Here is a 24528-nt window from a genome sequence, read left to right as displayed (position 1 = left end):
TCAGCCTGTAATGCTAGACTGTTGTGCTTAAGAAAACCTTAAACAAAACTGACACAAAACTGTTTTTTTTTATTCACTACAATTTGTCTGGTGCTTTCGTAACAATTCCTTAAAATCGGCGCGAACATTCATCGACAGTAATCAGGGAAATAATGGGTAACAAACGTAAATCATTCAGCTATATGGTTATTTTCCCGCTTAGTCTGGTGCTGTATGAGTTTTCAACTTATATCGGAAACGACATGATCCAGCCGGGAATGCTGGCCGTCGTGGCACAATTCCAGGCTGATGTTTCCTGGGTCTCTGGATCCATGACTGCTTACCTGGCGGGTGGGATGGTTTTGCAGTGGTTGCTTGGCCCATTATCTGACCGGCGCGGGCGGCGCCCGGTGATGCTGGCTGGCGCCCTGTGGTTTATTCTCACTTGCCTGGCAACATTGCTGGTACACGACATTGTGACTTTTACCGTGCTGCGTTTTATGCAGGGGGTTGGCCTGTGCTTTATTGGCGCAGTCGGGTACGCCGCAATACAAGAATCTTTTGATGAAGTGCGCTGTATAAAAATTACTGCGCTGATGGCAAATGTTGCGCTAATAGCACCTCTGCTTGGCCCACTGGCTGGTGCGGCCTGGGTTGCGGTTGCTCCCTGGGAGTGGATGTTTGTGTTATTTGCGGTTCTGGCACTGGTCGCCTTTATTGGGTTGTTGCACACCATGCCAGAAACAGCCACCCGCATTGGTGAACCGCTTTCTCTGCCTGCTCTGGTGAAAGATTACGCGCAAGTGTTGCGCAATCGGCGTTTCGTCGCCGGTGCTCTGGGCATTGGTTTTGTCTCATTGCCACTCCTGGCGTGGATAGCGCAATCTCCCGTGATGATTATTGAAGAACAAGGGTTGTCTTCCCTGGATTACGGGTTGCTGCAGGTACCAATTTTTGGATCGTTGATTGCGGGCAATCTGGTGCTGGCAAAGCTCACGGCACGCCATGCTGTACGTAAACTGATTTGGCTGGGTGCCTGGCCTATTACACTTGGGTTGCTACTGGCCGCACTGGCAACCTGGTCTGACCCACATGCATGGCTGTGGATGACAGCAGGGCTGAGCCTGTATGCTTTTGGTATTGGTCTGGCTAACGCCGGCCTGGTGCGTTTAACGCTCTTTTCCAGCGATATGAGTAAAGGTACGGTTTCTGCCGCAATGGGAATGCTGCAGATGCTGATTTTTATTGTGGGTATTGAATTCAGTAAACATGTTGAACTGGCGGGGGGAATGGGGGCTTTTTCTGCGGTAAACCTGGCCTGTGGCTTAATTTGGGCTGCCCTGACCACCTGGTTTTTGTGGGATAAAACCGTAGGTAGTAAGCAACAGCCCTGAAAGTACGTGCCGGGTTTCAGTCAGAACGGGTCGTTGCTGGCTGGGGTTTTGCCACTGCACGGGCAACCAGTGCGGCAACTATCATCAGCGCCAGCACAACCACCATCGCCTGGCGCAAACCGTAGTGCTCCCCAAGGTAACCCAGCATTGGGGGGCCAACCAGAAAGGCGATATAGCCTGTTGCGGCAACGACGCTTACCCGGGCTGGCGCGTTGGGGCCGGTGTCGCTTGCTGCTGAAATGGTGAGCGGAAAACCCAGTGATGCGCCAGCGCCCCATAACAGAACAGCGCAGCCTGCCAGAAACGGGTTATCGACAAACACAATTATGCCAATCCCCAGCGCACCCAACAATGCGCTGGTGCGCACTACTGCAACCCGGTTATAGCGGTCAATAAACCAGCCGCCAGTAAACCGTCCCAGCGTCATTCCCAGTGTAAACCCGGTATAGATAAGTGTGCCGGATGTTTGGGAAAACCCATGACCATCCACCATCAGTAAAGATAGCCAGTCGGTAGCGGAACCTTCCGCCAGTGCCATCGCCAGAATAACAACCCCAATAAGAAGTAACTGAATATCACGCCAGAAGGGAATATGTGCAGGTTCGTTACCTTGCTCACCTGCGGTGGTGTTACCACTGTTATGTGGTGGGATGGCTCGCACTGCAAGAACCAGTGGAACCAGGCTGACCAGGCCCGCAATAAACAAATGAAAACTTACCGGCAGTTTTAACGCCGACAAACCAATCCCGGCGCCTGCTCCGATTAAGGTACCGAAGCTGTAACACCCGTGCATCATCGGTAACAGGGTTTTCCCGCGCAACCGCTCAACAATGGCACCCTCAACATTCACCGCTACCTCGGAGGCACCTAACCCGGCGCCCAGGCAGGCAAGCCCCAGAGAAAACAGCCAGGGCAGGCCCGGCAACAGCGCTCCGGACATCAGCAAGATACCAGTAACCACTAATGACATGGCAAAACGAATGACCTTACGGGTACCCAAACGGTTCACCAGCCAGCCTGAACTCAGAATGCCACTCATCGAGCCAATTGAGAGCCCGAACAGCACAATCCCCATTTCACCAATGGAGACTTGCAAGTCATCGCGAATGGCCGGAGTACGAGAGGCCCAGGAGGCCATCAACAGGCCGGGGAGAAAAAATAACGCGAACAGAGCCCATGTGCGCTGGCGCAAGGCATGCGAAGAGGATAACGAGGAAAGCATAAAATCCCTGTAACTAAATTCCGATTAATGAACAGTAACAACTGCACGAAAGGTTGTACATAAGTGCAGCAAGAAACTTTTTTGTTATGGCTATGATAACCAATTGATTATGTTTGCTTATATATAACCAATTGCCGGGAAAGTCTGATCTCGATCAAAAGGTGAGGTTCGTCACAGATCGTAATATAATACTTTATATTACGATGATTACAAAATGAACAAAACAAAGCTCGCATTACTCATTCCTTTATTGGCAGGAACGCTCCCCACTCCAGGGTTCAGCGCAGTTTCAGAAGACAGTTCGGCGACCAGTAGCACGCCAGCAACCACCAGTAAGTCTGGTAAAGAAGACAAAATAGTGGTGACGGCGAAGCAACAAAGCCAGGGCGACACAACTCAGGAGGCAAAATCCGGTGCAGGTTTTACCGCACAGCAGGTTAATTTAGGGCCGCTGGGTGATAAAAGCTGGACTGATACCCCGTATTCCACCACCACTATCACTCACCAAATGATTGATAACCAGCAGGCGAAAAGTGTCAGTGAGTTACTGAAATATGCGCCAAGTACCCAGATGGAAGCCCGCGGTGGTATGGATGTGGGCCGCCCACAAAGCCGTGGTATGGAAGGCAGTGTGGTGGCGAATACACGGCTTGATGGCCTGAACATGGTTGCCACCACGGCGTTCCCGGTAGAAATGCTGGAACGCGTGGATGTGCTTAACAGCCTGACAGGTGCACTTTATGGCCCGGCAAGCCCGGCAGGGCAATTTAACTTTGTGGCGAAACGCCCTACAGACCAGCCTTTGCACCGTGTCACTCTGGGTTATCAGAGCCGTGGCGCCTACACCGGCCATGTTGATTTAGGCGGCCATGTTGATGATGGTAAATTTGGTTATCGAGTCAATTTATTGCACGAAGAAGGTGAAGGTGATGTTGCCGGCAGCACGTTGCGCAGGAAATTAGCCGCTGTAGCGCTCGACTGGAATATTCAGCCCGGCACGCAGGTTCAACTGGATGCCAGCCATTATGAGTTTATTCAGAAGGGTTACCCCTCAGGGTTCAGCTATGCCAATGGCATAAATCTTCCTTCAGCGTCCAAACTTAATCCGAAAAACAGAAACTACGCGCTGGATACCGCGGGTATGGATCTGACAACTGACACCATCAGCACCCGTTTATTACAGGATTTCAATGATGGCTGGTCTCTGACAGCAGGTGTGGGTTACCAACAGGCTGACCGCGCAATGCGCTCTGTCTCAAATACGATTAGCGATAACAATGGCACGCTGACCCGTAGCCTGTCGGATTCCAGCGCAGCAGGGCGTTTCAGGGTGTTGAGCAATATGCTCAGCCTTAATGGGCATGTTGATACTGGCAGTATTGGGCACGATCTTGCTTTCGCAACATCGGGGTATGTCTGGAGTATCTACTCTGCGAAAGGTAGCAGTGTGCGGTACAGCCTGGGAACCACAGATTTATATGACCCGGATTCTATGGATGAACCGGGTGATGGCAAAATTATCACCAATGGTGACCGTTATCGCTCCAGTACCAATACCCAGCAAAGCATCACCGCCGGTGACACGGTGACCTTTACACCAAAATGGTCGGCCATGTTCTACCTTAGCCAGAGTTGGCTGGAAACTGCCAATTACTCCAGCTCCGGTACTAAAAGCAGCCAGGTTAACCAGGATGGTCTGAGCCCGAACGTCGCTTTAATGTATAAAATCACACCTGATGTGATGGCTTATGTGAGCTATGCGGATTCTCTGGAACAGGGCGATACCGTTCCCACCGGAGAAGGGCTGAGCAATGAAGGGCAGACTCTCGATCCGATTCGCAGCAAACAATATGAAGTTGGTCTGAAAGCCGAGGTGAACAACATGCACCTTGGTGCTGCGCTGTTTCGCCTGAAACGCCCCTTCGCCTATGTTGACTCGACTGACATGGTTTACAAAGAAGAAGGGGATCAGGTAAATAATGGCCTGGAACTGACGGCATCTGGCCCGGTTATGGAAGGCCTGAATATCTACAGTGGCGTTACCTTCCTTGACCCGCAACTAAAAAATACTGTTTCCGAAAGCACCAGTAATAAATGGGTTGTTGGGGTACCAAAAGTACAGGCAAATATGCTGGTGGAATACAGCCTGCCGAGTATGCCGCAACTGGTCTATAGCGCCAATGTGCACTATACCGGTAAACGCGCGGCAAACGATACGAATACCACCTGGGCCGGGAGTTACACCACGCTGGACTTAGGTACCCGTTATTCCACGGTATTTGAAAATATTCCCACGACATTACGCCTTTCCGTTAATAACGTAACCAACCGGCGTTATTGGGCATCCATCTTCCCTGCATCAACCGATGGCTCTGGTACGTCCAACAGCGCTTTCCTGGGGACAGGCCGCGAAGTTCGTGCAACGGTAACGTTTGATTTTTGATTGATTCTGAGGCCGCTTCTTTATTGAAGCGGTAAAAACGAATGATACGATCTTTTCATGTAGTTGTTGCCAGCCTGATGGTGTTGCTGAGCCCGGTTTTTACACCCGCTTTTGCAGCACAACCAGCACATAGTGATGTGCGCATTGCTACGTCCTGGCCTGCGCAAAATACCATTATTGCCATGCTGGGTTACGGCAAAAATATTGTTGGCACCTCAGCAATAGCAAAACGTATACCACTGTTTCGCCAGGCGTTGCCAGGGATTGTAAATGTGCCGGATGTGAGTCTCACCTCCAGCCACGATATCAACCCTGAACAAATCCTCGCCCAACGTGCTCAATTGTTGTTTGTGCCTGAAAATATGCATATTGCTAAGCAGGATATGCTGGAACAGGCAGGTGTAAAAGTGCTGGTGCTACCCGATAACTCAATGGCTGCAATGGTTGAGCGGGTGATGAAAACAGCGCAAGTTCTGGGGCCAGACGCTCAGCAAAAAGCGCAGCAGTTCCAGGCTTACTTTAATCACAATGTGGCATTGGTGCAGTCCCGCCTGGCTGGAATACCTGACAGCCAGCGCCTGCGTGTTTACCATGCCATGATGAGCCCGGTAATGACTTCGGGAAAACCGTCTTTAAATGATGACTGGATTACCCTGGCCGGAGGGAAAAATGTAGCGGCAACATGGTTTGGTGGCAAACCCAACACCACCGGAGAAGTACCGGTTGAACGTGCCGTCGCTGCAGACCCTCAGGTTATCATTGCCATGACACGCCAGACCGCACAAATGATAGAGCATTCAGCTCAGTGGCAAAGTACCAGTGCGGTTAAAAATCACCGGGTGTTTGTGAACCCGCAGGGGATGTTCTGGTGGTGCCGGGAAACCAGTGAAGAAGCATTACAGTTTGTCTGGCTGGCGAAAAAGCTTTATCCGGCGCAATTCCAGGATATTGACATGAGCAAAATGACCCACGATTTTTACCAGAATTTCTTTGGGCTGGACCTGACATCTGCACAGATTCAGAACGTGCTGGAACCACAGCACTGATGCGTTAACCTGAAAAGCCCCGGAACAGTCCAGTTGTACCGGGGCTTTTTCTTTACTACCTAAACCACCTCAGCGGCGTTTTTTCCTTCCCTGAACCGCTTTAAACCGTGGGTTGCTCTTACAAATGACGTACATACGGCCTTTGCGTTTAACCAACTGGCAATCCGGATGGCGTTGTTTAGCCGAACGTAATGAGTTCAGTACCTGCATTATTACTTGTCCTTCGAGTTAAAAAAGCGCCCAAAGCGCTGGTTGAACCGGGCGGCACTTCCCTCATTGGTAAAGGTTTTCTGCTTACCGGTGTAGTAGGGATGCGAAGCCGAAGAAACATCGATGGTGACATAAGGGTATGTGTTGCCATCAAGCTCAATTTCACGGTCTGTTGCAATGGTTGAACCTACTTTTATGTAGTGATTTGCGCTGGTGTCATGGAACACCACGGTGCGGTATTGTGGGTGAAGTCCGGGTTTCATTTTGCCTCATTATTTATCAATAATGTTATAACATAACAATTATGATACGAGCTCCGTAAGCAAAGTGCAAGCTGTCTGCGGTGTGTGAATGTGGGGAGCTGGTGAGGGTAACTGACGGTTGATTGCCAACTTTTCTCGGTTAAGAAGCAGTAAGGAAAACAGAGAGTAGGTGTAACTTATGTTTCTATGGTGGGTAAATTATTACCGCGGCTAAATCGCAGGCAATAAAAAACCCATCAATCTTGAACCAAAATGGCGTGATTGATGGGCTCCACAAATTTGGGGACATCAAAGAAAAGCAGTGGCATTAATTCAGACTGCACGCCCCAAAAAAAGTTCTCCGCTGACCTAAAAAAAATTTATTTTTTTCTGTGGTCAACGTCACATCCCTGGCCAGATAACAATAATCAGTGTCCCGGCAAGGGTTAACAACACGTTAGCGATGGCGTAAGTCCCGGCGTAACCCAGTGCCGGGATGTTGCTGCGGGAAGCATCACTGATAATTTCCATTGCGGGTGCACAGGTGCGCGCCCCCATGATTGCGCCAAACAGCAACGCCCGGTTCATACGCAGTACATAAGCCCCAAACAGAAAGCAAATTAATACTGGCACCAGGCTTACAACCAGCCCGGAAGCCAGCATTTGCCCGCCAATAGCCCCCAGGTTGTGACCAATACCGCCCCCGGCACTCAAGCCTACACCCGCCATAAACACCATCAGGCCAAACTCTTTAACCATGTTGAGTGCGCCCTGGGGAATATAACCAAAGGTGGGGTGGTTGGCACGCAGGAAGCCGAGCATAATCCCGGCAAACAGCAGCCCGGCGGCATTACCGATACCAAAACTGAATGAACTGAACTGAAAGGTAATCATCCCGATCATCAGCCCAATAATAAAGAAAGCACAGAAAGCCAGCAGATCGGTGATTTGGCTGTGAATGGAAATAAAGCCGATGCGTTCTGCAACCGTTTTAACCCGACGTGCGTCACCACTCACCTGCAGTACATCGCCTTTGTTCAGGACAATGTTGTCGTCGATTGGCATCTCTATTTGGCTGCGAATAACGCGGTTAAGGAAACACCCGTGGTCCGTGAGCTTAAGTTGCGCCAGGCGGCGGCCAACAGCATTGTGGTTTTTTACCACTATCTCTTCGGTAACAATGCGCATATCGAGCAGGTCGCGGTCAAATACCTCTTTCCCGTTACGGAAACTGGGATCCAGGCGCGCATGGGCATCCGGGTAGCCGACCAGGGCAATTTCATCCCCCATCTGTAAGACTGCATCGCCATCGGGGTTAGCCAGAATACCGTTACGGCGAATACGCTCAATGTAGCAACCTGTCTGGCGGTAAATACCGAGTTCGCGCAGGTTTTTACCATCGGCCCAGGCGACCAACTCTGGCCCAACCCGGTAAGCGCGAATAACAGGCAAGTAAACTTTGCGGTTGGAATCGGTATCCAGACCACGCTCGCGGGCAATTTGCTGAGCGCTGGTTTGCAAATCCTGGTGCTGCAGTTTTGGCATATAACGGGCAGCAACAATCAGGCTGACCAGGCCAATAAGGTAAGTTAATGCGTAACCCAGGCTCAGGTGGTCAAGCGCGTTGACCAGTTCCGGGTGATTTATTCCTGAATGGCGCAAGGTATCGCCCGCACCAACCAGAACGGGTGTGGATGTCATAGATCCAGCCAGCATACCTGCTGTCAGGCCGATATCCCATCCGAAAAGTTTGCCCAGACCCAGTGCCAAAAATAATGCACTACCCACCATGACCAGTGCCAGCATCAGGTAATTTTTACCATCCCGGAAGAAAATGGAGAAAAAGTTCGGGCCCGCTTCCACGCCAACACAAAAGATGAACAACATGAAGCCCAAATTAAGTGCGTCTGTATTTATTGTGAAATGTTGTTGGCCTAATAATAAAGAAACAACCAGAACACCAATAGAATTACCAAGTTGGATTGAACCAAGGCGCAATTTACCCAAACACAGGCCAAGGGTGAGTACGACAAATAATAACAGGATGTAATTCCCGTTTAACAAATCTGCGACGTTTATGTTCACGGAAGCTAACTTCTTCTTTACTTGTAACTCGTTGAAAAAAATGATTGTTTTACACGCGTCTTTCGCATAAAAATAACACTATCGGCTGGCAAAAACTTCAGTGTTATATCGCCTGCAAAGAGTACGATGGGCGCTAGTGTAATCGTTATGGTTATCAACAGCCAGCAAGAAAAATGTAGTAAATGGCATCTCTGTTATATGTGGAATCATTCGCATTACCGGTAATGTGCCACGGAAGGAGGCTTCATATGAGGCGTTCGTGAAGCGAGCCGGTAGGAATACACAGAAATAAGCAGTGTGAAGGTGAGTGGGTAATACAGGTTTTGATAAGGACATTGGTAAAGTCAGCGCCCATTTGGGTTGCTCAACGTAATGGAAAAGCAAAGGAGGACGACTTTGTTATTCAAACGTTCATGGGGAGGCGGTTTATTCTGTTTTATCCTGTTCATTCTGGCATTTGTGATCCACAACCTCTTTTTAACTGACTCGGCACCCGCCAGCGGTAAGATGGATCCCGGAATGTTGTGTTTCATTGTTCCCGGCGTACTGGGCAGTTTGTGTTCGCGCCGTGCGCGCTTTTTTGCGCCTGTGGCCGGGTCATTAGTGGCTGTTCCGGTTTGCCTGTTGTTAATCAATGTGTGGGAACAGGACGATGCAGGCTTGTTGCAGGAGCTTGCCTGGCTGCTGAGTGCGGTATTCTGGAATGCCCTGGGTGCACTGTGTGTGCTGTTTCTCATTACGCTTGTCTGGCGGCAGGATGCCAGAAAACACCGGGTATAAAGCCCGGTAAGTCATTGCGGGTAAACAGAAAAGTGTTTTTAGTTTGTGGTGAAAAGCTGGAAAACAGTCAACGGGTTGTGTTGATTGCGGTTTAACCCACCGGGTAGCACTCCAGTGCCGGGCACCGGTTTGCTGTCAGCCTGTCACCGGGTCCGAAGACCCGGTGTTTGTTTTTTTGTGTTTTTTCAGTTTGCAGGTGAAAGAACAGGGTGTTGCTCAACCCAGGCAGCAAAGTCAGTAAAACCACCAATATGTTGTTTATCCACAAATATTTGCGGCACAGTGTCGACGGGTTTTCCGGCAGCTTGTTGCAGGTCTGCTTTAGTAATACCTTCTGCATGAATATCTACATAGCGAAACTCAAAGTCACTATGTGATGCACTGAGTTCTTCTGCCAGCGCCTTTGCACGCACACAATACGGGCAGCCGGGGCGTCCAAAAATTACAGTAAGCACAGTTGCTCCTTAGCTGAAGTTATCTTGCTAACTATTTTGCTGCTCTGCACCTGTTGGGGGAAGTTGAGTTTGCCTGTTGCTTTGATAACTGAAAACAATGAAAGCGTTCACCTGACGTCTGCCATCCTTTCATTATTGGCCTGACCGGGAGTGGTTTAGGGCTATACTAATGGGCCCACCACACAAGGAGACCGACCATGCGTTCACTGGGAGCATTACCTAAATCCGTGTTGCTGCTGGAAACCCTTGGCATTGTGCTGCTGTGTGTCGCCTGGCTGGTTGCCCATGGCGTGATATCAGTAACCGCTTTTCTTGCCACGGACATGGCTGTGATTTTGCTTATATTTAGCGGTATTGTACTGATGTTGCCTGCTGCAGTAGTGTTACTTGGCCAGATGGGGAAGAATTTGGCACCGTTATTATTTAACGGAGCTAACACACCAGCGGCAGATGACAAAAAAGCTGCCAATAAGGCTAAGGATAAAAATAATGACGCCAACCATTGATTTACTCTGTGCGCATCGCTCAATTCGCCAGTTCATTGATAAACCTGTCAGCGATGAACAACGTGCTGCGCTGTTTGCTGCTGCGCGCAGTACATCCACATCCAGCTTTTTACAGTGTAGTTCTATTATTCGGGTTACCGACCCGGCACTACGGGAGCAACTGGTTACGCTAAGTGGTGGCCAGGCACATGTTGCCAGTGCTGCTGAGTTCTGGGTGTTTTGTGCAGATTTTAACCGCCATTTGCAAATCTGCCCTGGTGCCCAGTTGGGTTATGCTGAACAGTTATTGTTGGGAGCGGTGGACACCGCCATGATGGGCCAAAACACCATGGTTGCGGCTGAGTCTCTTGGCCTGGGTGGTGTTTACATTGGTGGGATCCGCAATAATATTGAAGCGGTAACCCGCTTGTTGAAGTTACCAAAATATGTTTTGCCACTGTTCGGGTTATGCCTGGGCTGGCCAGATGAAAAACCGGAAGTTAAACCTCGCCTGCCGGAAAGTTTACTGGTACATGAAAACCAGTACCAGCCGGTAGATGCCGCCGAACTGGCGAATTATGATGCAACGCTTGCGGATTATTACCTCAACCGCACTACGCATAAACGCAAAGACACCTGGAGCGACCATATTCGCCGCAAAATAGTCACAGAAAGTCGCCCTTTTATCCTGGATTTTCTGCATAAGCAAGGCTGGGCAACCCGCTAATATTCTCTCTGCTTTCCCCCTTACAGGGGGAAACGGGTGGTGGTACTATACGCGGGTTTTAAGGCTGGTCAGTCTCTTGCAGAGGTGCAGGGTGAAAATTGCCATTCTTTCCCGTGATGGAACACTTTATTCTTGTAAACGTTTAAAGCAGGCAGCGCTCAATCGTGGGCATTTTGTCGATATTATCGATCCGTTGTCCTGTTATATGAATATCAACCCCGCCAGTTCGTCTGTGCATTATAAAGGGCGACAGTTACCGCATTATGATGCCGTCATTCCGCGTATTGGCTCCGCAATTACTTTTTATGGTACTGCGGTATTGCGCCAGTTCGAAATGTTGGGCAGCTACCCTCTGAATGAGTCGGTCGCAATAACTCGCGCCCGGGATAAACTGCGCTCCATGCAGCTGCTGGCCCGGCAAGGCATCGATTTACCGATGACCGGGATTGCGCACTCACCAGACGACACCCACGATCTTATTGAAATGGTTGGGGGCGCGCCGCTGGTGGTAAAACTGGTTGAGGGTACCCAGGGCATTGGTGTGGTTCTGGCTGAAACACGCCAGGCTGCTGAAAGTGTGATTGACGCTTTCCGTGGCCTGAATGCCCATATTCTGGTGCAGGAATTTATTAAAGAAGCGCAGGGGCGGGATATCCGTTGCCTGGTTGTCGGCGGGCGTGTTGTTGCCGCCATTGAGCGCCAGGCGAAAGACGGAGATTTCCGCTCTAATTTGCACCGGGGAGGCAAAGCAGTTGTCGCCAGTATTACGCCACAGGAGCGTGAAGTGGCGATACGTGCGGCTTCAACTATGGGGCTGGATGTTGCCGGGGTGGATATTTTGCGTGCCACCCGTGGGCCGCTGGTGATGGAAGTGAATGCCTCGCCAGGGCTTGAAGGTATCGAAAAAACAACGGGCATCGATATTGCTGCACAAATTATCGGCTGGGTGGAAAGCCAGGCCCGGCCCGGTTTCTGTCTCAAAATGGGCGGTTAAGTGCGTTGTGGCCATATGGCCGTGGTACAGGGCGCCATTTTTGCGTAAGCTATGGCGTCGATTTTCTATTGAAGAGGTTATACCCGTATGGATTCACTCGTCGTCCCTACCCTGGACACGCTACGCCACTGGCTTGATGACGCTGGCGTAAGCTTTTTCGAGTGTGATTCCTGCCAGGCGTTGCATCTCCCCCATATGCAGGAGTTTGCTGGTGTGTTTGATGCCAAGTTAGATCTGGTTGATAGTGTGCTGGTTTTTTCCGCCCTGGCTGAGGTCAAACCTTCCGCTTTGTTGGCACTGGCAGGGGATATTTCGGCAGTCAATGCCAGTTCACTTACTGTGAAAGCGTTCCTTGATGTTCAGGATGACAACCTGCCACGCCTGGTGGTTTGCCAGGCTTTTCCCGTTGCAGTAGGTATTAGCCGTGAGCAGTTTACGCATTTTTTGCGCCAGAGTGAGGAACAGATCTCCATGGTGATTCTGGAAGCCAGCGCCCAACAAATGTTGTGGAATGGGGATGAAGATGATGCTTCCCGCCGCCCGGTATCCAGCCATCTGTTACACTGATTTACCCGCCTGAGGCGCAGAAAGCTATCTGTGTACTGCGCCTGTTGTTTCTCTGCCTGTACCGGCCCGCTGCTTATATCCATGTGTAAATAGTGGATATTGTGGTGCTTTGTTGCTCATTTCCTGATTGATGCCTAAAAAATTGAAAAAAGGCGTTTTTTAATCCCCACCCACGGCCAAAATCCTGGCTACATTTACACTGCGTTATCACTTGTTACTGGCCTGGCGCGAGTGTGAAATTTTTTTACGTCCGTATGACAAAATATGCATGAATATTGCATCAGGTTAATGGCCTGATTTTACTCGACGCCATGCTGAGCGCGAGTTTTACCCTTTATTCAGAAGGAATAAGATATGTCCCGCCAAAGTAAAAAATGGTTGTCTGGTTTGGTGGCTGGCGTTCTGATGGCTGCTTCTGCCTCAACGCTGGCTGCGGATGGAAAGACGCTGCATGTGTATAACTGGTCGGATTATATTGGGCCGGATACCGTAGCCAATTTCACCAAAGAAACCGGTATTAAAGTTGTTTACGACGTTTTTGATTCAAACGAAGTACTCGAAGGCAAACTGATGGCAGGCAGTACCGGGTTTGACCTGGTGGTTCCGTCGGCCAGCTTTCTTGAACGCCAACTGATGGCCGGTGTGTTTCAGCCCCTGGATAAAAGCAAACTCCCCAACTGGAAAAACCTCGATCCGGCGCTGTTAAAGCTGGTTGCCAAACATGATCCCGACAACAAATACGCTGTGCCTTATATGTGGGCGACTACCGGGATTGGCTACAACGTAGATAAAGTTAAAGCGGTACTGGGTAAAGATGCACCGGTTAATAGCTGGGATTTGGTACTGAAACCAGAAAACCTCGAAAAATTAAAAAGTTGTGGGGTTTCTTTCCTGGATGCGCCAGAAGAAATTTTTGCAACAGTGCTGAACTATCTTGGCAAAGATCCGAACAGCTCTAATGCATCTGACTACAGCGGTGCAGCAACCGACTTGTTACTGAAACTGCGTCCAAGTATCCGTTATTTCCATTCCTCTCAATATATTAATGATTTGGCAAATGGCGATATTTGCGTGGCGATTGGCTGGGCAGGGGATGTATGGCAGGCCGCTAACCGTGCGAAAGAAGCGAAAAACGGCGTGCATATCTCTTATTCAATCCCGAAAGAAGGTGCTCTGGCGTTTTTTGACGTCTTCGCGATGCCAGCTGATGCGAAGAATAAGGATGAAGCCTATCAGTTCCTTAATTACCTGATGCGCCCGGATGTGGTGGCCGATATCAGCAACCATATCTATTACGCTAACGCCAACAAAGCTGCAACGCCGCTGGTGAATGCTGAAGTGCGTGATAACCCGGGTATTTACCCGCCGCCAGATGTTATGGCAAAACTGTTTACCCTTAAAGTTCAGGACCCCAAATTGGATCGTGTAAGAACACGAGCCTGGACAAAAGTTAAAAGTGGTAAATAAGTCAGTAAGTTAATAGAACGAGGCAATGCACCTTTTTGGTGCGCTATAAGGTGCAATTGCCTCAAAATGATGCAAATAACGTTATGCATCGCAAGCCAGTAAATTGTACGCCTGTTAGCGTATAAGTTTTAGATTTGCCGGAGAGCACAATCAGTGAACGATGTCATTCCCCGCCCACAAGCGAAGAGTAGTAAGGCGTTAACGCCATTACTGGAAATTCGGAATCTGACAAAATCCTTCGACGGCCAGCATGCCGTTGATGATGTCAGTTTGACTATCTACAAAGGTGAGATTTTTGCACTGCTTGGTGCCTCAGGCTGCGGGAAATCTACGCTGTTACGTATGCTGGCCGGGTTTGAGCAACCAACAACAGGGCAAATCATGCTCGATGGTGTAGACCTGGCTCATGTACCGCCATATCAGCGCCCCATCAATATGATGTTCCAGTCTTATGCCCTGTTCCCACATATGACAGTGGAGCAGAATATTGCGTTTGGCCTCAAACAGGACAAGTTACCCAGAGCGGAAATTGCCAGCCGGGTGGAAGAAATGTTGAGCCTGGTGCATATGCAGGAGTTCGCCAAGCGTAAACCTCACCAGTTATCCGGCGGTCAGCGTCAGCGTGTTGCGCTGGCTCGTAGCCTGGCTAAACGCCCTAAATTATTACTGCTCGATGAACCAATGGGCGCTCTGGATAAAAAACTGCGTGACCGTATGCAACTGGAAGTGGTGGATATCCTGGAACGTGTTGGCGTGACCTGTGTGATGGTAACCCACGACCAGGAAGAAGCGATGACTATGGCCGGCCGCATTGCCATTATGAACCGTGGCAAGTTTGTGCAAATAGGCGAACCGGAAGAGATTTATGAACACCCGACCACAAGATATAGCGCGGAATTTATTGGTTCGGTGAATGTATTTGAGGGCATCCTGAAAGAGAGCCAGGAAGACGGCCTGGTTATCGATTCCCCAGGGTTGCGCCATCCGTTGAAAGTGGACCCGGATGCTTCTGTGGTAGAAGGCGTACCTGTCTGGGTGGCCCTGCGCCCGGAAAAGATCACCTTGTGCGAAGACCCGCCAGCAGACGGTTTTAACTTTGCGGTAGGGGAAGTTGTGCACATTGCTTATCTGGGTGACCTCTCTATTTACCATGTGCGGTTAAGCAGTGGGCAGATGATTAGTGCCCAGTTACAGAATGAGCACCGGTACCGGAAAGGAATGCCTACCTGGGGCGACGAAGTGAAGCTTTGCTGGGATGCGGATAGCTGTGTCGTCTTGACAGTTTAGGAGTTGTTCTATGAGTAGCTATACTGAGCCCACACCAACATCGTCGAGTACCTCCCAAACACCACCCGGTTCATTACGCCGCTGGTTAGGCAGGGTGCAAATGGCTCATGGGCGCAAACTGGTTATTGCCTTGCCATATCTGTGGCTGTGCCTGTTGTTCATGTTGCCATTTTTAATTGTTTTCAAGATTAGTCTTGCCGATATGGCGCGCGCTATTCCGCCTTATACTGACCTGGTCAGTTGGGCAGACCAGCAGCTTTCGGTGTCGATTAACCTTGGTAATTTCCTGCAGTTAACGGATGACCCACTGTATTACGAAGCCTACCTGCAATCGTTACAGGTTGCGGCGGTTTCAACCATTTGCTGCTTACTGTTGGGTTACCCACTCGCCTGGGCCGTAGCTCACAGTAAAACTTCTACACGTAATATTTTGCTGTTGCTGGTCATCTTACCTTCCTGGACATCATTCCTTATTCGTGTTTATGCATGGATGGGAATTTTGAAAGAAAACGGGGTGTTGAATAACGTGCTGTTGTGGTTGGGCGTGATTGACCATCCGCTGACTATTTTGCACACCAACCTGGCGGTGTATATCGGGATTGTTTATGCCTATTTGCCCTTTATGGTGCTGCCTATTTATACCGCGCTGACGCGAATTGATTACTCCCTGGTTGAGGCTTCGCTGGATCTCGGCGCTAAACCCTTGAAAACCTTTTTCAGCGTTGTGGTTCCGCTGACCAAAGGCGGCATTATTGCCGGTTCCATGCTGGTGTTTATTCCGGCCGTTGGGGAGTTTGTTATCCCTGAACTTCTGGGGGGCCCGGACAGCATTATGATTGGCCGTGTCCTCTGGCAGGAGTTTTTCAATAACCGTGACTGGCCGGTTGCTTCCGCTGTCGCGATTACAATGCTGGTGGTATTGATAGTGCCCATTATGTGGTTCCACAAATATCAGAACAAAGGCATGGGAGGACATTAATGAATACGTTACCTGTTGTACGTTCTCCATGGCGGATTTTTATCCTGGTTGTCGGGTTTACCTTCCTGTATGCCCCGATGCTGATGCTGGTCATCTACTCATTTAACAGCTCGCAATTAGTAACCGTTTGGGCTGGCTGGTCCACTAAATGGTATGGCGAAGTGTTTCGTGACACCGCCATGATGAATGCCGTTGGGCTGAGCTTGTCTATTGCTGCGTTATCCGCCACGATGGCGGTTGTTCTGGGGACGATTGCCGCAGTGGTGATGGTGCGTTTTGGGCGTTTTCGTGGCTCGAATGGCTTTGCGTTTATGCTCACCGCACCACTGGTCATGCCGGATGTGATTACCGGGTTGTCATTACTGTTGCTGTTCGTGGCAATGGGTAGTTCACTGGGCTGGCCGGGCGAACGTGGCATGATGACCATCTGGCTGGCACATGTAACATTCTGCACAGCGTATGTCTCGGTGGTGATAAGTTCTCGTTTGCGTGAGCTGGATCAGTCCATTGAAGAAGCGGCTATGGATCTGGGGGCCACACCACTCAAAGTGTTCTTTGTGATAACAGTTCCCATGATTTCGCCGGCTATTATTTCCGGCTGGCTGCTGGCCTTTACGCTGTCACTGGATGACCTGGTCATTGCCAGCTTTGTTTCCGGGCCGGGTGCAACCACGCTGCCAATGCTGGTGTTCTCCAGTGTGCGTATGGGGGTTAACCCGGAAATCAACGCGCTGGCATCAATTATTCTCGGGGTAGTGGGGGTTATCGGCCTGATTGCATGGTGGTTTATGGCAAGGGCTGAAAAACAGCGTATGCGTGATATCCAGCGTGCAAGGCAGCACTGAAAGGCCTAAAATCAGTGGGATATAGGCGTGCTGTTACAACAGCATGTACTGACAAGGAAACGAGGTTGTGGATATTTTGAGCAAATACCCCGCTGGTCAGGCAAAACTGAATGTGCCCACACTGGTTTATATTGCCGCTATTGGCATTATCACCACCCGCTGCCTGGATGTCCTGATGCTGTTTAACGCGCTGGGTGTCCAGGGGAGTATTGATTTTATACAGCGTAGCGTCCAGACCTGGGCGCTGACGCTGATTTTCTTTGCCAGCCTGGTTTTGCTCTTTATTGAAATACGTTGTGCTTTCGTTATTTTGCGGGGGCGCAATTGGGGGCGCTGGGTTTTTCTGGCAACTCAGGTAATCTCTTCTGTGTATCTGTGGTGCGCCTCACTGGGGTGGGGCTACCCGGAGTTATTCAGCATTCCAGGTGAAAGCAAAAGTGCCATTCTGCATGGGTTGTTCATGCAAAAACTACCCGACTTACTGGTTCTGGCACTGTTGTTTGTGCCGCTGCGTAGTCGGCGTTTTTTTCGGGTTCACTAAGCAGCAGGCAGCACCATGCCGTGGTAGAATCCCGTTCCGCGTTTTTTCAGGGCTTTTTTATGCAGTGCGAACTCTATGCTGAAGGGCGTTGCCACTCCTGCCAGTGGCTGACGCTTCCCCTCGCTCAACAACTTGAAAAGAAAATGGTGCATTTGCGCGAGCTGCTCGCGCAAATGCCTGTTGGTCAGTGGCGCCAGCCGGTTAGTGGTGCTGAGCAGGCGTTTCGCAATAAAGCCAAAATGGTGGTGAGCGGCAGCGTTGAACGCCCAATTCTTGGGGTCCGTAACCGTGACGGCAGTGTGGCGGACCTGGCGGGTTGCCCGCTGTACCCGGCGGCTTTTGCCGGGGTGTTTGCGGCCATTAAGCCGTTTATTGCCAGGGTTGGCCTCACGCCCTATAACGTTGAACGGCAACGAGGTGAACTGAAGTACCTGTTGCTGACGCAAAGCCAGCATGATGGCAGCCTGATGCTGCGTTTTGTGTTGCGCTCTGCAGCTAAAATTGCCCGCCTGAAACAGGAACTGCCCTGGCTGCAGGAACAGGTTCCCCAGTTACGTGTGATTACGGCCAATATCCAGCCGGTACATATGGCCATTATGGAAGGGGAAGAAGAGATTCTGTTAACCCCGGACACAGCTTTGCGGGAAGTATTCAATGGTGTGCCATTGTGGATCCGCCCGCAAAGTTTTTTCCAGACTAACCCGCAAGTTGCCAGTGCATTGTATGCCACTGCCCGAGACTGGGTGCGCGCATTGCCTGTGCAACATATGTGGGACTTATTTTGTGGTGTGGGTGGGTTCGGCCTGCACTGTGCTACACCTCAAATGCAACTGACCGGAATAGAAATTGCGCCGGAAGCCATCAATAGTGCCCAGCTGTCTGCACAAGAACTGGGGCTTAAGCATGTTGACTTTCAGGCACTGGATTCCACTTCCTGGGCTACAGGCCAGCAGGCGGTACCAGACCTGGTGCTGGTTAACCCCCCAAGGCGCGGGATTGGCCCTGAGCTGTGCCGTTTTTTAACTGATATGGCTCCGGGTTTTATTGTCTATTCCAGTTGTAACGCAGTCACTATGGCTGAAGATATTCGTCGCCTTGCTGGTTACCGTATTGAGCAGGTTCAGTTGTTTGATATGTTCCCGCATACTGCGCATTATGAAGTGCTGGCATTGCTACGCCGCTGAAGGCAGGTGCGATAAACAAAAAAACCGCTGCACCGGAGTGACAGCGGTTTTTCTGGTGTAGCTACCGGTTTATTGCGGGAACCATTTATTACTGATTTTCTGGTAAGTCCCGTCTGCTTTGATGGCGTCCAGTGCTGTATTCAGTTGCTTCAGCAGCGCCGTATTTTGTGGGCGAACGGCAATACCTAAGCCGGTGCCAAAATATTGTGGATCAGTAACATGCTGGCCTACTGCCGCCAGTTCCGGGTTCGTTTTCAGCCACTCATTCACCACCGCTGTATCACCAAAGACACCATCCAGGCGGCCATTTTTCAGGTCAATGATGGCATTCTGGTAACTGTCATAAGCCACGGTTTTAATCTCAGGGTGTTTTTCCTGCAGATATTTCTGGTGAGTAGTCCCGTTTTCCATGCCAATCCGTTTGCCTTTTAAGTCTGCAAAGCTGGTGAACTGCCCTTTTTTGGCAATAACTACAGCAGAGTTAGCGTAATACGGCTGGGTGAATGTGACTTGTTTACTGCGTTCCGGGGTGATGTCCATGCCGGAAATAACGGCATCAAACTTACGGAACTTAAGTGACGGGATCAGGCTGTCGAATGCCTGGTTGGTAAAGGTGCAGTCTGCCGCCATTTTTTGGCACAAAGCATTGGCCAGATCGATATCAAAACCAACAATGTGGTTATTGGCATCTAAGGATTCAAAAGGAGGGTAGGTGGCAGAAAGCCCAAAGTTAATTTTTTCTGCTGCGCTAACCTGGAAAGCACTGGCCATCATGGCAACCAATAACCATTTTTTCATTGTGTGTTGCTCCTGTCTGTCACTGTTTTTTTATGTTCGTGATAGCGGGAGTATTATCCATAATGAATTTATATGCAATTAAAATGTATAATTAGTTATTTATATGGGTAAAAAAAAGGCGACCCGGAGTCGCCTTTTGCACTGACTGATAATATTAAAAACTTAATTACGGCGTTCAAAAGCCAGCGCGCGGCGTTCGATTACACGCATCAGTAATGTAAGAATGCCATTTACTATCAAATAGATGACTCCGGCTGCACCAAACACCATGACGTCATAGGTGCGGCCATACAGCAACTGGCCATAGCCCATTACTTCCATCAGTGTGATGGTATAAGCAAGCGAGGTGCTTTTGAATACCAGAACCACTTCGTTGGAATATGAAGACAAGGCGCGTTTGAAGGCGAATGGCAACAGGATTGCCAACTGGTCTTTACGGCTCATCCCCAGTGACTGGCAGGATTGCCACTGCCCGGCAGGGATCGCGCGAATTGCACCATAAAATAACTGCGTGGTATAGGCCGCACTGTTAAGTGACAATGCCAGCATTGCGCACAACCATGGCTCTGACAGCAAATGCCATAACACCGGGTAGTTTTGCAGCGAAGGAAACTGACCAGGCCCGTAGTAGATAAGGAAGATCTGCACCAGCAAAGGCGTACCGGTAAATAACGTGATATAGCCACGTACCAGCAACGCCACAACTGGCGTTTTCAGCGTTAAAATAACCGTGAAAACCAGTGACAGCGCGAGCGCCAGAATAATCGAAGCAACGGTCAGTGTCAGGCTGGTGTGCAGGCCTTTTAATAACTCAGGTAAATAAGCGAGCATTATTCCGGCCTCCGCTCAAAACGCGTCGCGCGCAGGTCAATACGTTTAAGAACATACTGGCTTATCAGCGTGATGACCAGGTAGATAGCGGCTGCGATAATGTACCAGGTAAAGGGCTCCTGAGTGCGCGTGGCAATACTGCGGGTTTGCAACATCAGGTCGTTAACACTTATCAGTGAAACTAAAGCGGTATCTTTCAGCAGAACCAGCCACTGGTTGCCTAAACCGGGAAGGGCATGGCGCCACATTTGCGGCATAACAATGCGGAAAAAAATGGCAGCTTTGCTCAGCCCCAGAGCCTGGCCTGATTCACGCTGGCCTTCCGGTACTGCTTTCAGTGCGCCACGTAACGTTTGTGAGGCGTAAGCTGCATACAACATCGACAGCGCAATAACCCCACACAGGAACGGGCTGACATCAAAGTTCTCAATCTGTACCTGGATATGGAGTTGAGTGAAACCGAGCGGCAGGGTAAAACCATCTGAAAGCGTCAATAACAGCTGGGAAGCGCCAAAATAGACAAACAGAACCACCAGAATTTCCGGCAGGCCACGCAGCAGGGTAACTAACCCGGAGGCCAGCCACGAAACGGCGCGCAGGCGCGATGACTCCAGCACAGCAAACAGCATCGCCAGAGCAAGGCCAACAGCCAGTGCACAAACGGCAAGGCCGACGGTCATCCCGGCGGCGCTTGCTAAAGGAAACATTTCGTTCATTCAGTTGATTACTTCTGGAACCATTTGTTGTAGATGGCGGTGTATGTCCCGTCAGCTTTTACTTTGTCCAGCGCGGCGTTGAATTTCTGCTGCAACTCGGTATTACCCATACGCACAGCAATACCCAGGCCAGTGCCAAAGTAGTCTTTATCAGTCACTTTATCGCCCACAGCCGCCAGTTTCGGGTCTGCCTTCAGCCATTCGGTAACGACTGCAGTATCACCGAATACTGCGTCGATACGGCCATTTTGCAGATCCAGTTTAGCGTTCTGGTAGCTGTCGTAGGGTACAACCGTGATTTCCGGGTGTTTATCCATAATAAATTTCTGATGCGTGGTACCGTTCTGCACACCCACTTTTTTGCCTTTCAGTTCAGCAATCGTGGTGTATTTACCTTTCTGGCCAACAAACAGTGCAGAGTTGTCGTAATAAGGTTTGCTGAACAGAACCTGTTTTTCACGCTCAGGAGTAATATCCATCCCGGCCATGACGGCATCAAAACGGCGGAATTTCAGGCTGGGGATCAGGCTGTCAAATGCCTGGTTAGTAAATGTGCAGGTTGCATCAATTTGTTTGCACAAAGCGTTAGCCAGATCAACGTCGAAACCAACGATTTTGTTGTTGGCATCCATAGATTCGAACGGAGGGTAGGAGGCTTCTGTTGCAAAACGGATTGTCTGTGCGGCAGTCGCAGAAAGGCTCAGGCTGGCAAGCAGCGTGGCAATAATTACTTTTTTCATTGTCATTTCCCAAACAACATCAGTGAGAGAGATACTGTTTAAACGCATCGGTTTGCGGCTCGCTAAAGCAGGACGCATCGCCTTGTTCAACAATGTGGCCATTTTCCATATACACAACACGGCTGGCCGTTTTACGTGCGACTTCCACTTCGTGGGTCACGATGACCTGAGTGATCCCCGTCTCTGAAAGCTCACGAATAATACTGACTATCTGCGCGGTAATTTCTGGATCCAGCGCGGCAGTCGGTTCGTCAAACAACAGAACCTGTGGTTCCATCATAAGTGCTCTGGCAATGGCAACACGCTGTTGCTGACCACCAGATAAATGCAATGGATAGCGGTCACTGTACGGGGTCAGGCGCAAGCGGTTAAGTAGCTTTTCCGCTCTGGCGCGGGCTTCATCTTTACTCAGGCCCAACACCCGGCAGGGGGCTTCAATTAAGTTGTGCATTACAGACAGATGCGGCCACAAATTATATTGCTGAAACACCATACCCACATTCTGGCGTAGCAGGCGAATCGCCATATCACCTGGGGTTTTGGTGAAATTAAACTGGTTGCCCGCGATGTTCAGCGTCCCGGAACGTGGCATTTCCAGCAGGTTAAGTACCCGCAGCAGCGAACTTTTGCCTGCACCACTTGGGCCAAGCAGCACCAGCGTTTCGCCCTGAGGGCAATCCAGGGTGATATCGAACAGCGCCTGATGCGCGCCGTAGAAGCAATTAATGCTGTTTAGTTGAATACTCATGCGAAGCAGTCGAATAGCTATTGAGGCCGCAAATAGTAACGTTCGCAGAATACTTATGCAATATTTATGGGTTAAAACTTAAATTCGACTGGGTAATCCAGTTAAATGCAGCATAAGATAACGGGGTCAGGGGGAGGTGAGTATAAATGTCGGTGATTTAACAAAATGCCAGACTATTTATACGGTTTACTTTTCCTGACCCGCAGAGATTGGCCGCCAGCTACAGTTAGTGGCGTTCAAGTGACTGGCGAAGAGTTCCTGCGACCGCAGTGCTGGAAGGAGTCAGGTAACGAATGTCATCCACCACCCAGCACTGGCCTTCACGCACCATCAGCACTTCATCTTTCCCTTCGTTTGTCCCTTGCTTAATACTTACACGCAGTGGGATGTTTTGTGCATCGCTATTGGGAATGGTTGAAGCGCTGGCAACACTGGCGCTGTCCGGGGCAGGCGTGAAACTGGAGAATTTAAGGGTACTGCTTTGTTGCTGCTGAACCAGTTGCCACAGGTTGTCGCTCAAATAAGGGCGTAACCCGGCTACATCAGTTGCATTACGGTGGTTTGCCCGATAATCGTAAAATTGCTGTGCGACGCTGTCCGGGCCGCCATCTGCACATGGACCCACGCGAGTGCTGGTATCCTTAATGGCTGGGGTCACAGTGGTACAGGCGCTGAGAACCAGCGTACTGGCAAGAGAGAAACCGGCCAATGTTTTACGCATTATTATTTCCTTATGTATTTTGAAAACGGATGTGAACAAGCATACCTCTTACAGAGAATAGCTTGTTCCGTGTTATTCGGTTGGTGCAGTTGTGCTAAGCGCGTAAGATAGTTGGCCTTAACAGGATGTTTTTCCCCGGTATTCACTACTTTTGGGGAAACAAGAGTAAACAATGGCAGGAAGAATGCAGTCATGATCAAGGCATTTATTTATTTTTCGCTGGCGCTGTTACTGGTGAGTTGCCGTGGCAATAATGACATTGAAGACCGGGGTGCCTACCAGGTTAATACCAGCCAGCATGCTTATGCCGCATTTCCCCGTGTGCGCATACTGGTGATTCATTACACCGCAGGTGATTTCGATACCTCCCTGAGCACACTGGTTGGTAATAATGTCAGCGCACACTATTTAATTCCGCAGCTACAACCCAGACCGGGCGATAAACCGCTGGTATGGCAACTGGTTCCTGAAAGTGATATCGCGTGGCATGCCGGGGTCAGTTACTGGCGCGGCACCACCCGGTTAAATGATGTCTCTGTTGGGATTGAGCTGGAGAATGCCGGTTGGGTGCGGGAACACGGCGTGAAACATTTTGCTCCGTTTCCGGTTGCGCAGATTAATGCTTTGATCCCTCTGGCGCGCGATATTATTCAGCGCTACCACATCAAGCCGCAAAATGTAGTGGCCCACGCAGATATCGCACCGCAACGTAAACAAGACCCTGGCCCGTTATTTCCATGGGAAATGCTGGCACATGAAGGCATTGGCGCCTGGCCCGACACAGCTCGGGTTACGGCGTATCTTGCCGGGCGCCCTGCCTGGCAGCCAGTCCCTATGCCAGAAATGCTGGCGTTGCTTTCACGCTATGGCTATGAAGTGACGCCCGGAATGAGCGATGCAGAACAACACCGGGTAGTGGCAGCTTTCCAGATGCATTTCCGCCCGGCAAAGTATGATGGCAACCCAGATGCCCAAACAGAAGCAATCGCCCGTGCATTGCTGGAAAAATACCCGCATCACTAATCATCCGCCTGGAGTGCGG

26 protein-coding genes are annotated in these 24528 nt (G+C 50.2%); 15 read left to right on the top strand and 11 right to left on the bottom strand.

Going from position 1 to position 24528, the window contains the following annotated elements; all coding sequences use genetic code 11:
* Nucleotides 1-152 precede the first annotated feature (152 nt).
* A complete protein-coding gene (locus tag DES37_RS08605; protein WP_110025527.1) occupies nt 153-1373 on the top strand; it encodes an MFS transporter in 1221 nt (406 codons plus the stop codon).
* 16 nt (nt 1374-1389) lie between these two features.
* On the opposite strand, the gene DES37_RS08600 is transcribed toward DES37_RS08605, so the two are convergent.
* Nucleotides 1390-2595, bottom strand: a complete 1206-nt coding sequence (locus DES37_RS08600) for an MFS transporter (RefSeq protein ID WP_110025526.1) — start codon at nt 2593-2595, stop codon at nt 1390-1392.
* Nucleotides 2596-2809: 214 nt separating this feature from the next.
* Here DES37_RS08600 and DES37_RS08595 point away from each other — a divergent pair, with 214 nt between their 5' ends.
* Both DES37_RS08595 and DES37_RS08590 read left to right on the top strand, forming a co-directional pair.
* A complete protein-coding gene (locus tag DES37_RS08595) occupies nt 2810-5038 on the top strand; it encodes a TonB-dependent receptor (RefSeq protein ID WP_110025525.1) in 2229 nt (742 codons plus the stop codon).
* A 41-nt stretch (nt 5039-5079) separates the two neighbouring features.
* Nucleotides 5080-6084 carry an ABC transporter substrate-binding protein gene (locus tag DES37_RS08590; protein ID WP_425451697.1) on the top strand — a complete coding sequence of 335 codons (1005 nt, stop codon included), beginning with the start codon at nt 5080-5082 and terminating at the stop codon, nt 6082-6084.
* 69 nt (nt 6085-6153) lie between these two features.
* On the opposite strand, the gene ykgO is transcribed toward DES37_RS08590, so the two are convergent.
* The 3 genes from ykgO to DES37_RS08575 form a co-directional block, all read right to left on the bottom strand.
* Complete coding sequence (ykgO, locus tag DES37_RS08585; protein ID WP_036107599.1) at nt 6154-6294, bottom strand: type B 50S ribosomal protein L36; 141 nt, start codon at nt 6292-6294, stop codon at nt 6154-6156.
* A gap of 2 nt (nt 6295-6296) precedes the next feature.
* Nucleotides 6297-6557 carry a type B 50S ribosomal protein L31 gene (locus DES37_RS08580; RefSeq protein WP_036107602.1) on the bottom strand — a complete coding sequence of 87 codons (261 nt, stop codon included), beginning with the start codon at nt 6555-6557 and terminating at the stop codon, nt 6297-6299.
* Between the two features lie 381 nt (nt 6558-6938).
* A complete protein-coding gene (locus DES37_RS08575) occupies nt 6939-8621 on the bottom strand; it encodes an aspartate:alanine antiporter (protein ID WP_036107630.1) in 1683 nt (560 codons plus the stop codon).
* A 396-nt stretch (nt 8622-9017) separates the two neighbouring features.
* On the opposite strand from DES37_RS08575, the gene ybjM reads away from it, so the two are divergent.
* A complete protein-coding gene (gene ybjM, locus DES37_RS08570) occupies nt 9018-9401 on the top strand; it encodes an inner membrane protein YbjM (protein ID WP_036107634.1) in 384 nt (127 codons plus the stop codon).
* A 185-nt stretch (nt 9402-9586) separates the two neighbouring features.
* On the opposite strand, the gene DES37_RS08565 is transcribed toward ybjM, so the two are convergent.
* Complete coding sequence (locus tag DES37_RS08565) at nt 9587-9856, bottom strand: GrxA family glutaredoxin (RefSeq protein ID WP_036107637.1); 270 nt, start codon at nt 9854-9856, stop codon at nt 9587-9589.
* A gap of 197 nt (nt 9857-10053) precedes the next feature.
* Between DES37_RS08565 and DES37_RS08560 the strand changes: the two genes are divergently transcribed.
* The 10 genes from DES37_RS08560 (at nt 10054) to rlmC (ending at nt 18932) form a co-directional block, all read left to right on the top strand.
* Entirely contained in the window at nt 10054-10362 is a 309-nt protein-coding gene (locus DES37_RS08560) for a DUF1418 family protein (RefSeq protein ID WP_036107639.1), read from the top strand.
* Nucleotides 10346-11068: an oxygen-insensitive NADPH nitroreductase gene (gene nfsA / locus DES37_RS08555; protein WP_110025524.1), complete on the top strand. Its 723-nt coding sequence runs from the start codon at nt 10346-10348 to the stop codon at nt 11066-11068. The genes DES37_RS08560 and nfsA overlap by 17 nt, the downstream gene beginning before the upstream one ends.
* Nucleotides 11069-11159: 91 nt before the next feature.
* A complete protein-coding gene (gene rimK, locus DES37_RS08550) occupies nt 11160-12062 on the top strand; it encodes a 30S ribosomal protein S6--L-glutamate ligase (RefSeq protein ID WP_036107645.1) in 903 nt (300 codons plus the stop codon).
* 87 nt (nt 12063-12149) lie between these two features.
* Complete coding sequence (locus tag DES37_RS08545; protein ID WP_110025523.1) at nt 12150-12629, top strand: YbjN domain-containing protein; 480 nt, start codon at nt 12150-12152, stop codon at nt 12627-12629.
* A 354-nt stretch (nt 12630-12983) separates the two neighbouring features.
* Nucleotides 12984-14096 (top strand): spermidine/putrescine ABC transporter substrate-binding protein PotF, encoded by a 1113-nt coding sequence (potF, locus tag DES37_RS08540; protein WP_036107648.1) that lies wholly within the window; start codon nt 12984-12986, stop codon nt 14094-14096.
* A 153-nt stretch (nt 14097-14249) separates the two neighbouring features.
* The gene (potG, locus tag DES37_RS08535; protein WP_110025522.1) at nt 14250-15383 is read left to right on the top strand and encodes a putrescine ABC transporter ATP-binding subunit PotG; all 1134 of its coding nucleotides are present in this window, start codon (nt 14250-14252) and stop codon (nt 15381-15383) included.
* Between the two features lie 10 nt (nt 15384-15393).
* Complete coding sequence (gene potH, locus DES37_RS08530; RefSeq protein WP_072006931.1) at nt 15394-16362, top strand: putrescine ABC transporter permease PotH; 969 nt, start codon at nt 15394-15396, stop codon at nt 16360-16362.
* Nucleotides 16362-17207 carry a putrescine ABC transporter permease PotI gene (potI, locus tag DES37_RS08525; RefSeq protein WP_036107653.1) on the top strand — a complete coding sequence of 282 codons (846 nt, stop codon included), beginning with the start codon at nt 16362-16364 and terminating at the stop codon, nt 17205-17207. The genes potH and potI overlap by 1 nt, the downstream gene beginning before the upstream one ends.
* 67 nt (nt 17208-17274) lie before the next feature.
* Nucleotides 17275-17748: a YbjO family protein gene (locus DES37_RS08520; RefSeq protein WP_036107655.1), complete on the top strand. Its 474-nt coding sequence runs from the start codon at nt 17275-17277 to the stop codon at nt 17746-17748.
* Nucleotides 17749-17807: 59 nt separating this feature from the next.
* Nucleotides 17808-18932 (top strand): 23S rRNA (uracil(747)-C(5))-methyltransferase RlmC, encoded by a 1125-nt coding sequence (gene rlmC, locus DES37_RS08515; protein ID WP_110025564.1) that lies wholly within the window; start codon nt 17808-17810, stop codon nt 18930-18932.
* A 69-nt stretch (nt 18933-19001) separates the two neighbouring features.
* On the opposite strand, the gene DES37_RS08510 is transcribed toward rlmC, so the two are convergent.
* From DES37_RS08510 to DES37_RS08485, 6 genes are all read right to left on the bottom strand, one after another.
* Nucleotides 19002-19730 (bottom strand): arginine ABC transporter substrate-binding protein, encoded by a 729-nt coding sequence (locus DES37_RS08510; protein WP_036107658.1) that lies wholly within the window; start codon nt 19728-19730, stop codon nt 19002-19004.
* Between the two features lie 162 nt (nt 19731-19892).
* Complete coding sequence (gene artM, locus DES37_RS08505; protein WP_036107661.1) at nt 19893-20561, bottom strand: arginine ABC transporter permease ArtM; 669 nt, start codon at nt 20559-20561, stop codon at nt 19893-19895.
* On the bottom strand, nt 20561-21277 hold the full coding sequence (gene artQ, locus DES37_RS08500; RefSeq protein ID WP_036107664.1) for an arginine ABC transporter permease ArtQ: 717 nt from the start codon (nt 21275-21277) through the stop codon (nt 20561-20563). The genes artM and artQ overlap by 1 nt, the downstream gene beginning before the upstream one ends.
* Nucleotides 21278-21285: 8 nt before the next feature.
* The gene (artI, locus tag DES37_RS08495) at nt 21286-22017 is read right to left on the bottom strand and encodes an arginine ABC transporter substrate-binding protein ArtI (protein ID WP_036108708.1); all 732 of its coding nucleotides are present in this window, start codon (nt 22015-22017) and stop codon (nt 21286-21288) included.
* A gap of 19 nt (nt 22018-22036) precedes the next feature.
* Complete coding sequence (artP, locus tag DES37_RS08490) at nt 22037-22765, bottom strand: arginine ABC transporter ATP-binding protein ArtP (RefSeq protein ID WP_036107668.1); 729 nt, start codon at nt 22763-22765, stop codon at nt 22037-22039.
* A gap of 226 nt (nt 22766-22991) precedes the next feature.
* Nucleotides 22992-23486, bottom strand: coding sequence for a lipoprotein (locus tag DES37_RS08485; RefSeq protein WP_036107671.1), 495 nt, complete (start codon nt 23484-23486; stop codon nt 22992-22994).
* A gap of 192 nt (nt 23487-23678) precedes the next feature.
* Here DES37_RS08485 and DES37_RS08480 point away from each other — a divergent pair, with 192 nt between their 5' ends.
* Complete coding sequence (locus DES37_RS08480) at nt 23679-24509, top strand: N-acetylmuramoyl-L-alanine amidase (RefSeq protein ID WP_110025521.1); 831 nt, start codon at nt 23679-23681, stop codon at nt 24507-24509.
* The last annotated feature ends 19 nt before the right edge of the window (nt 24510-24528 follow it).

Origin of the sequence: Mangrovibacter plantisponsor (assembly GCF_003182475.1) — a bacterium.
Taxonomy (GTDB): Bacteria; Pseudomonadota; Gammaproteobacteria; order Enterobacterales; family Enterobacteriaceae; genus Mangrovibacter; species Mangrovibacter plantisponsor.
Note: the sequence above shows the minus strand (reverse complement) of the source record. Positions and strands in the feature narration are given on the sequence as shown.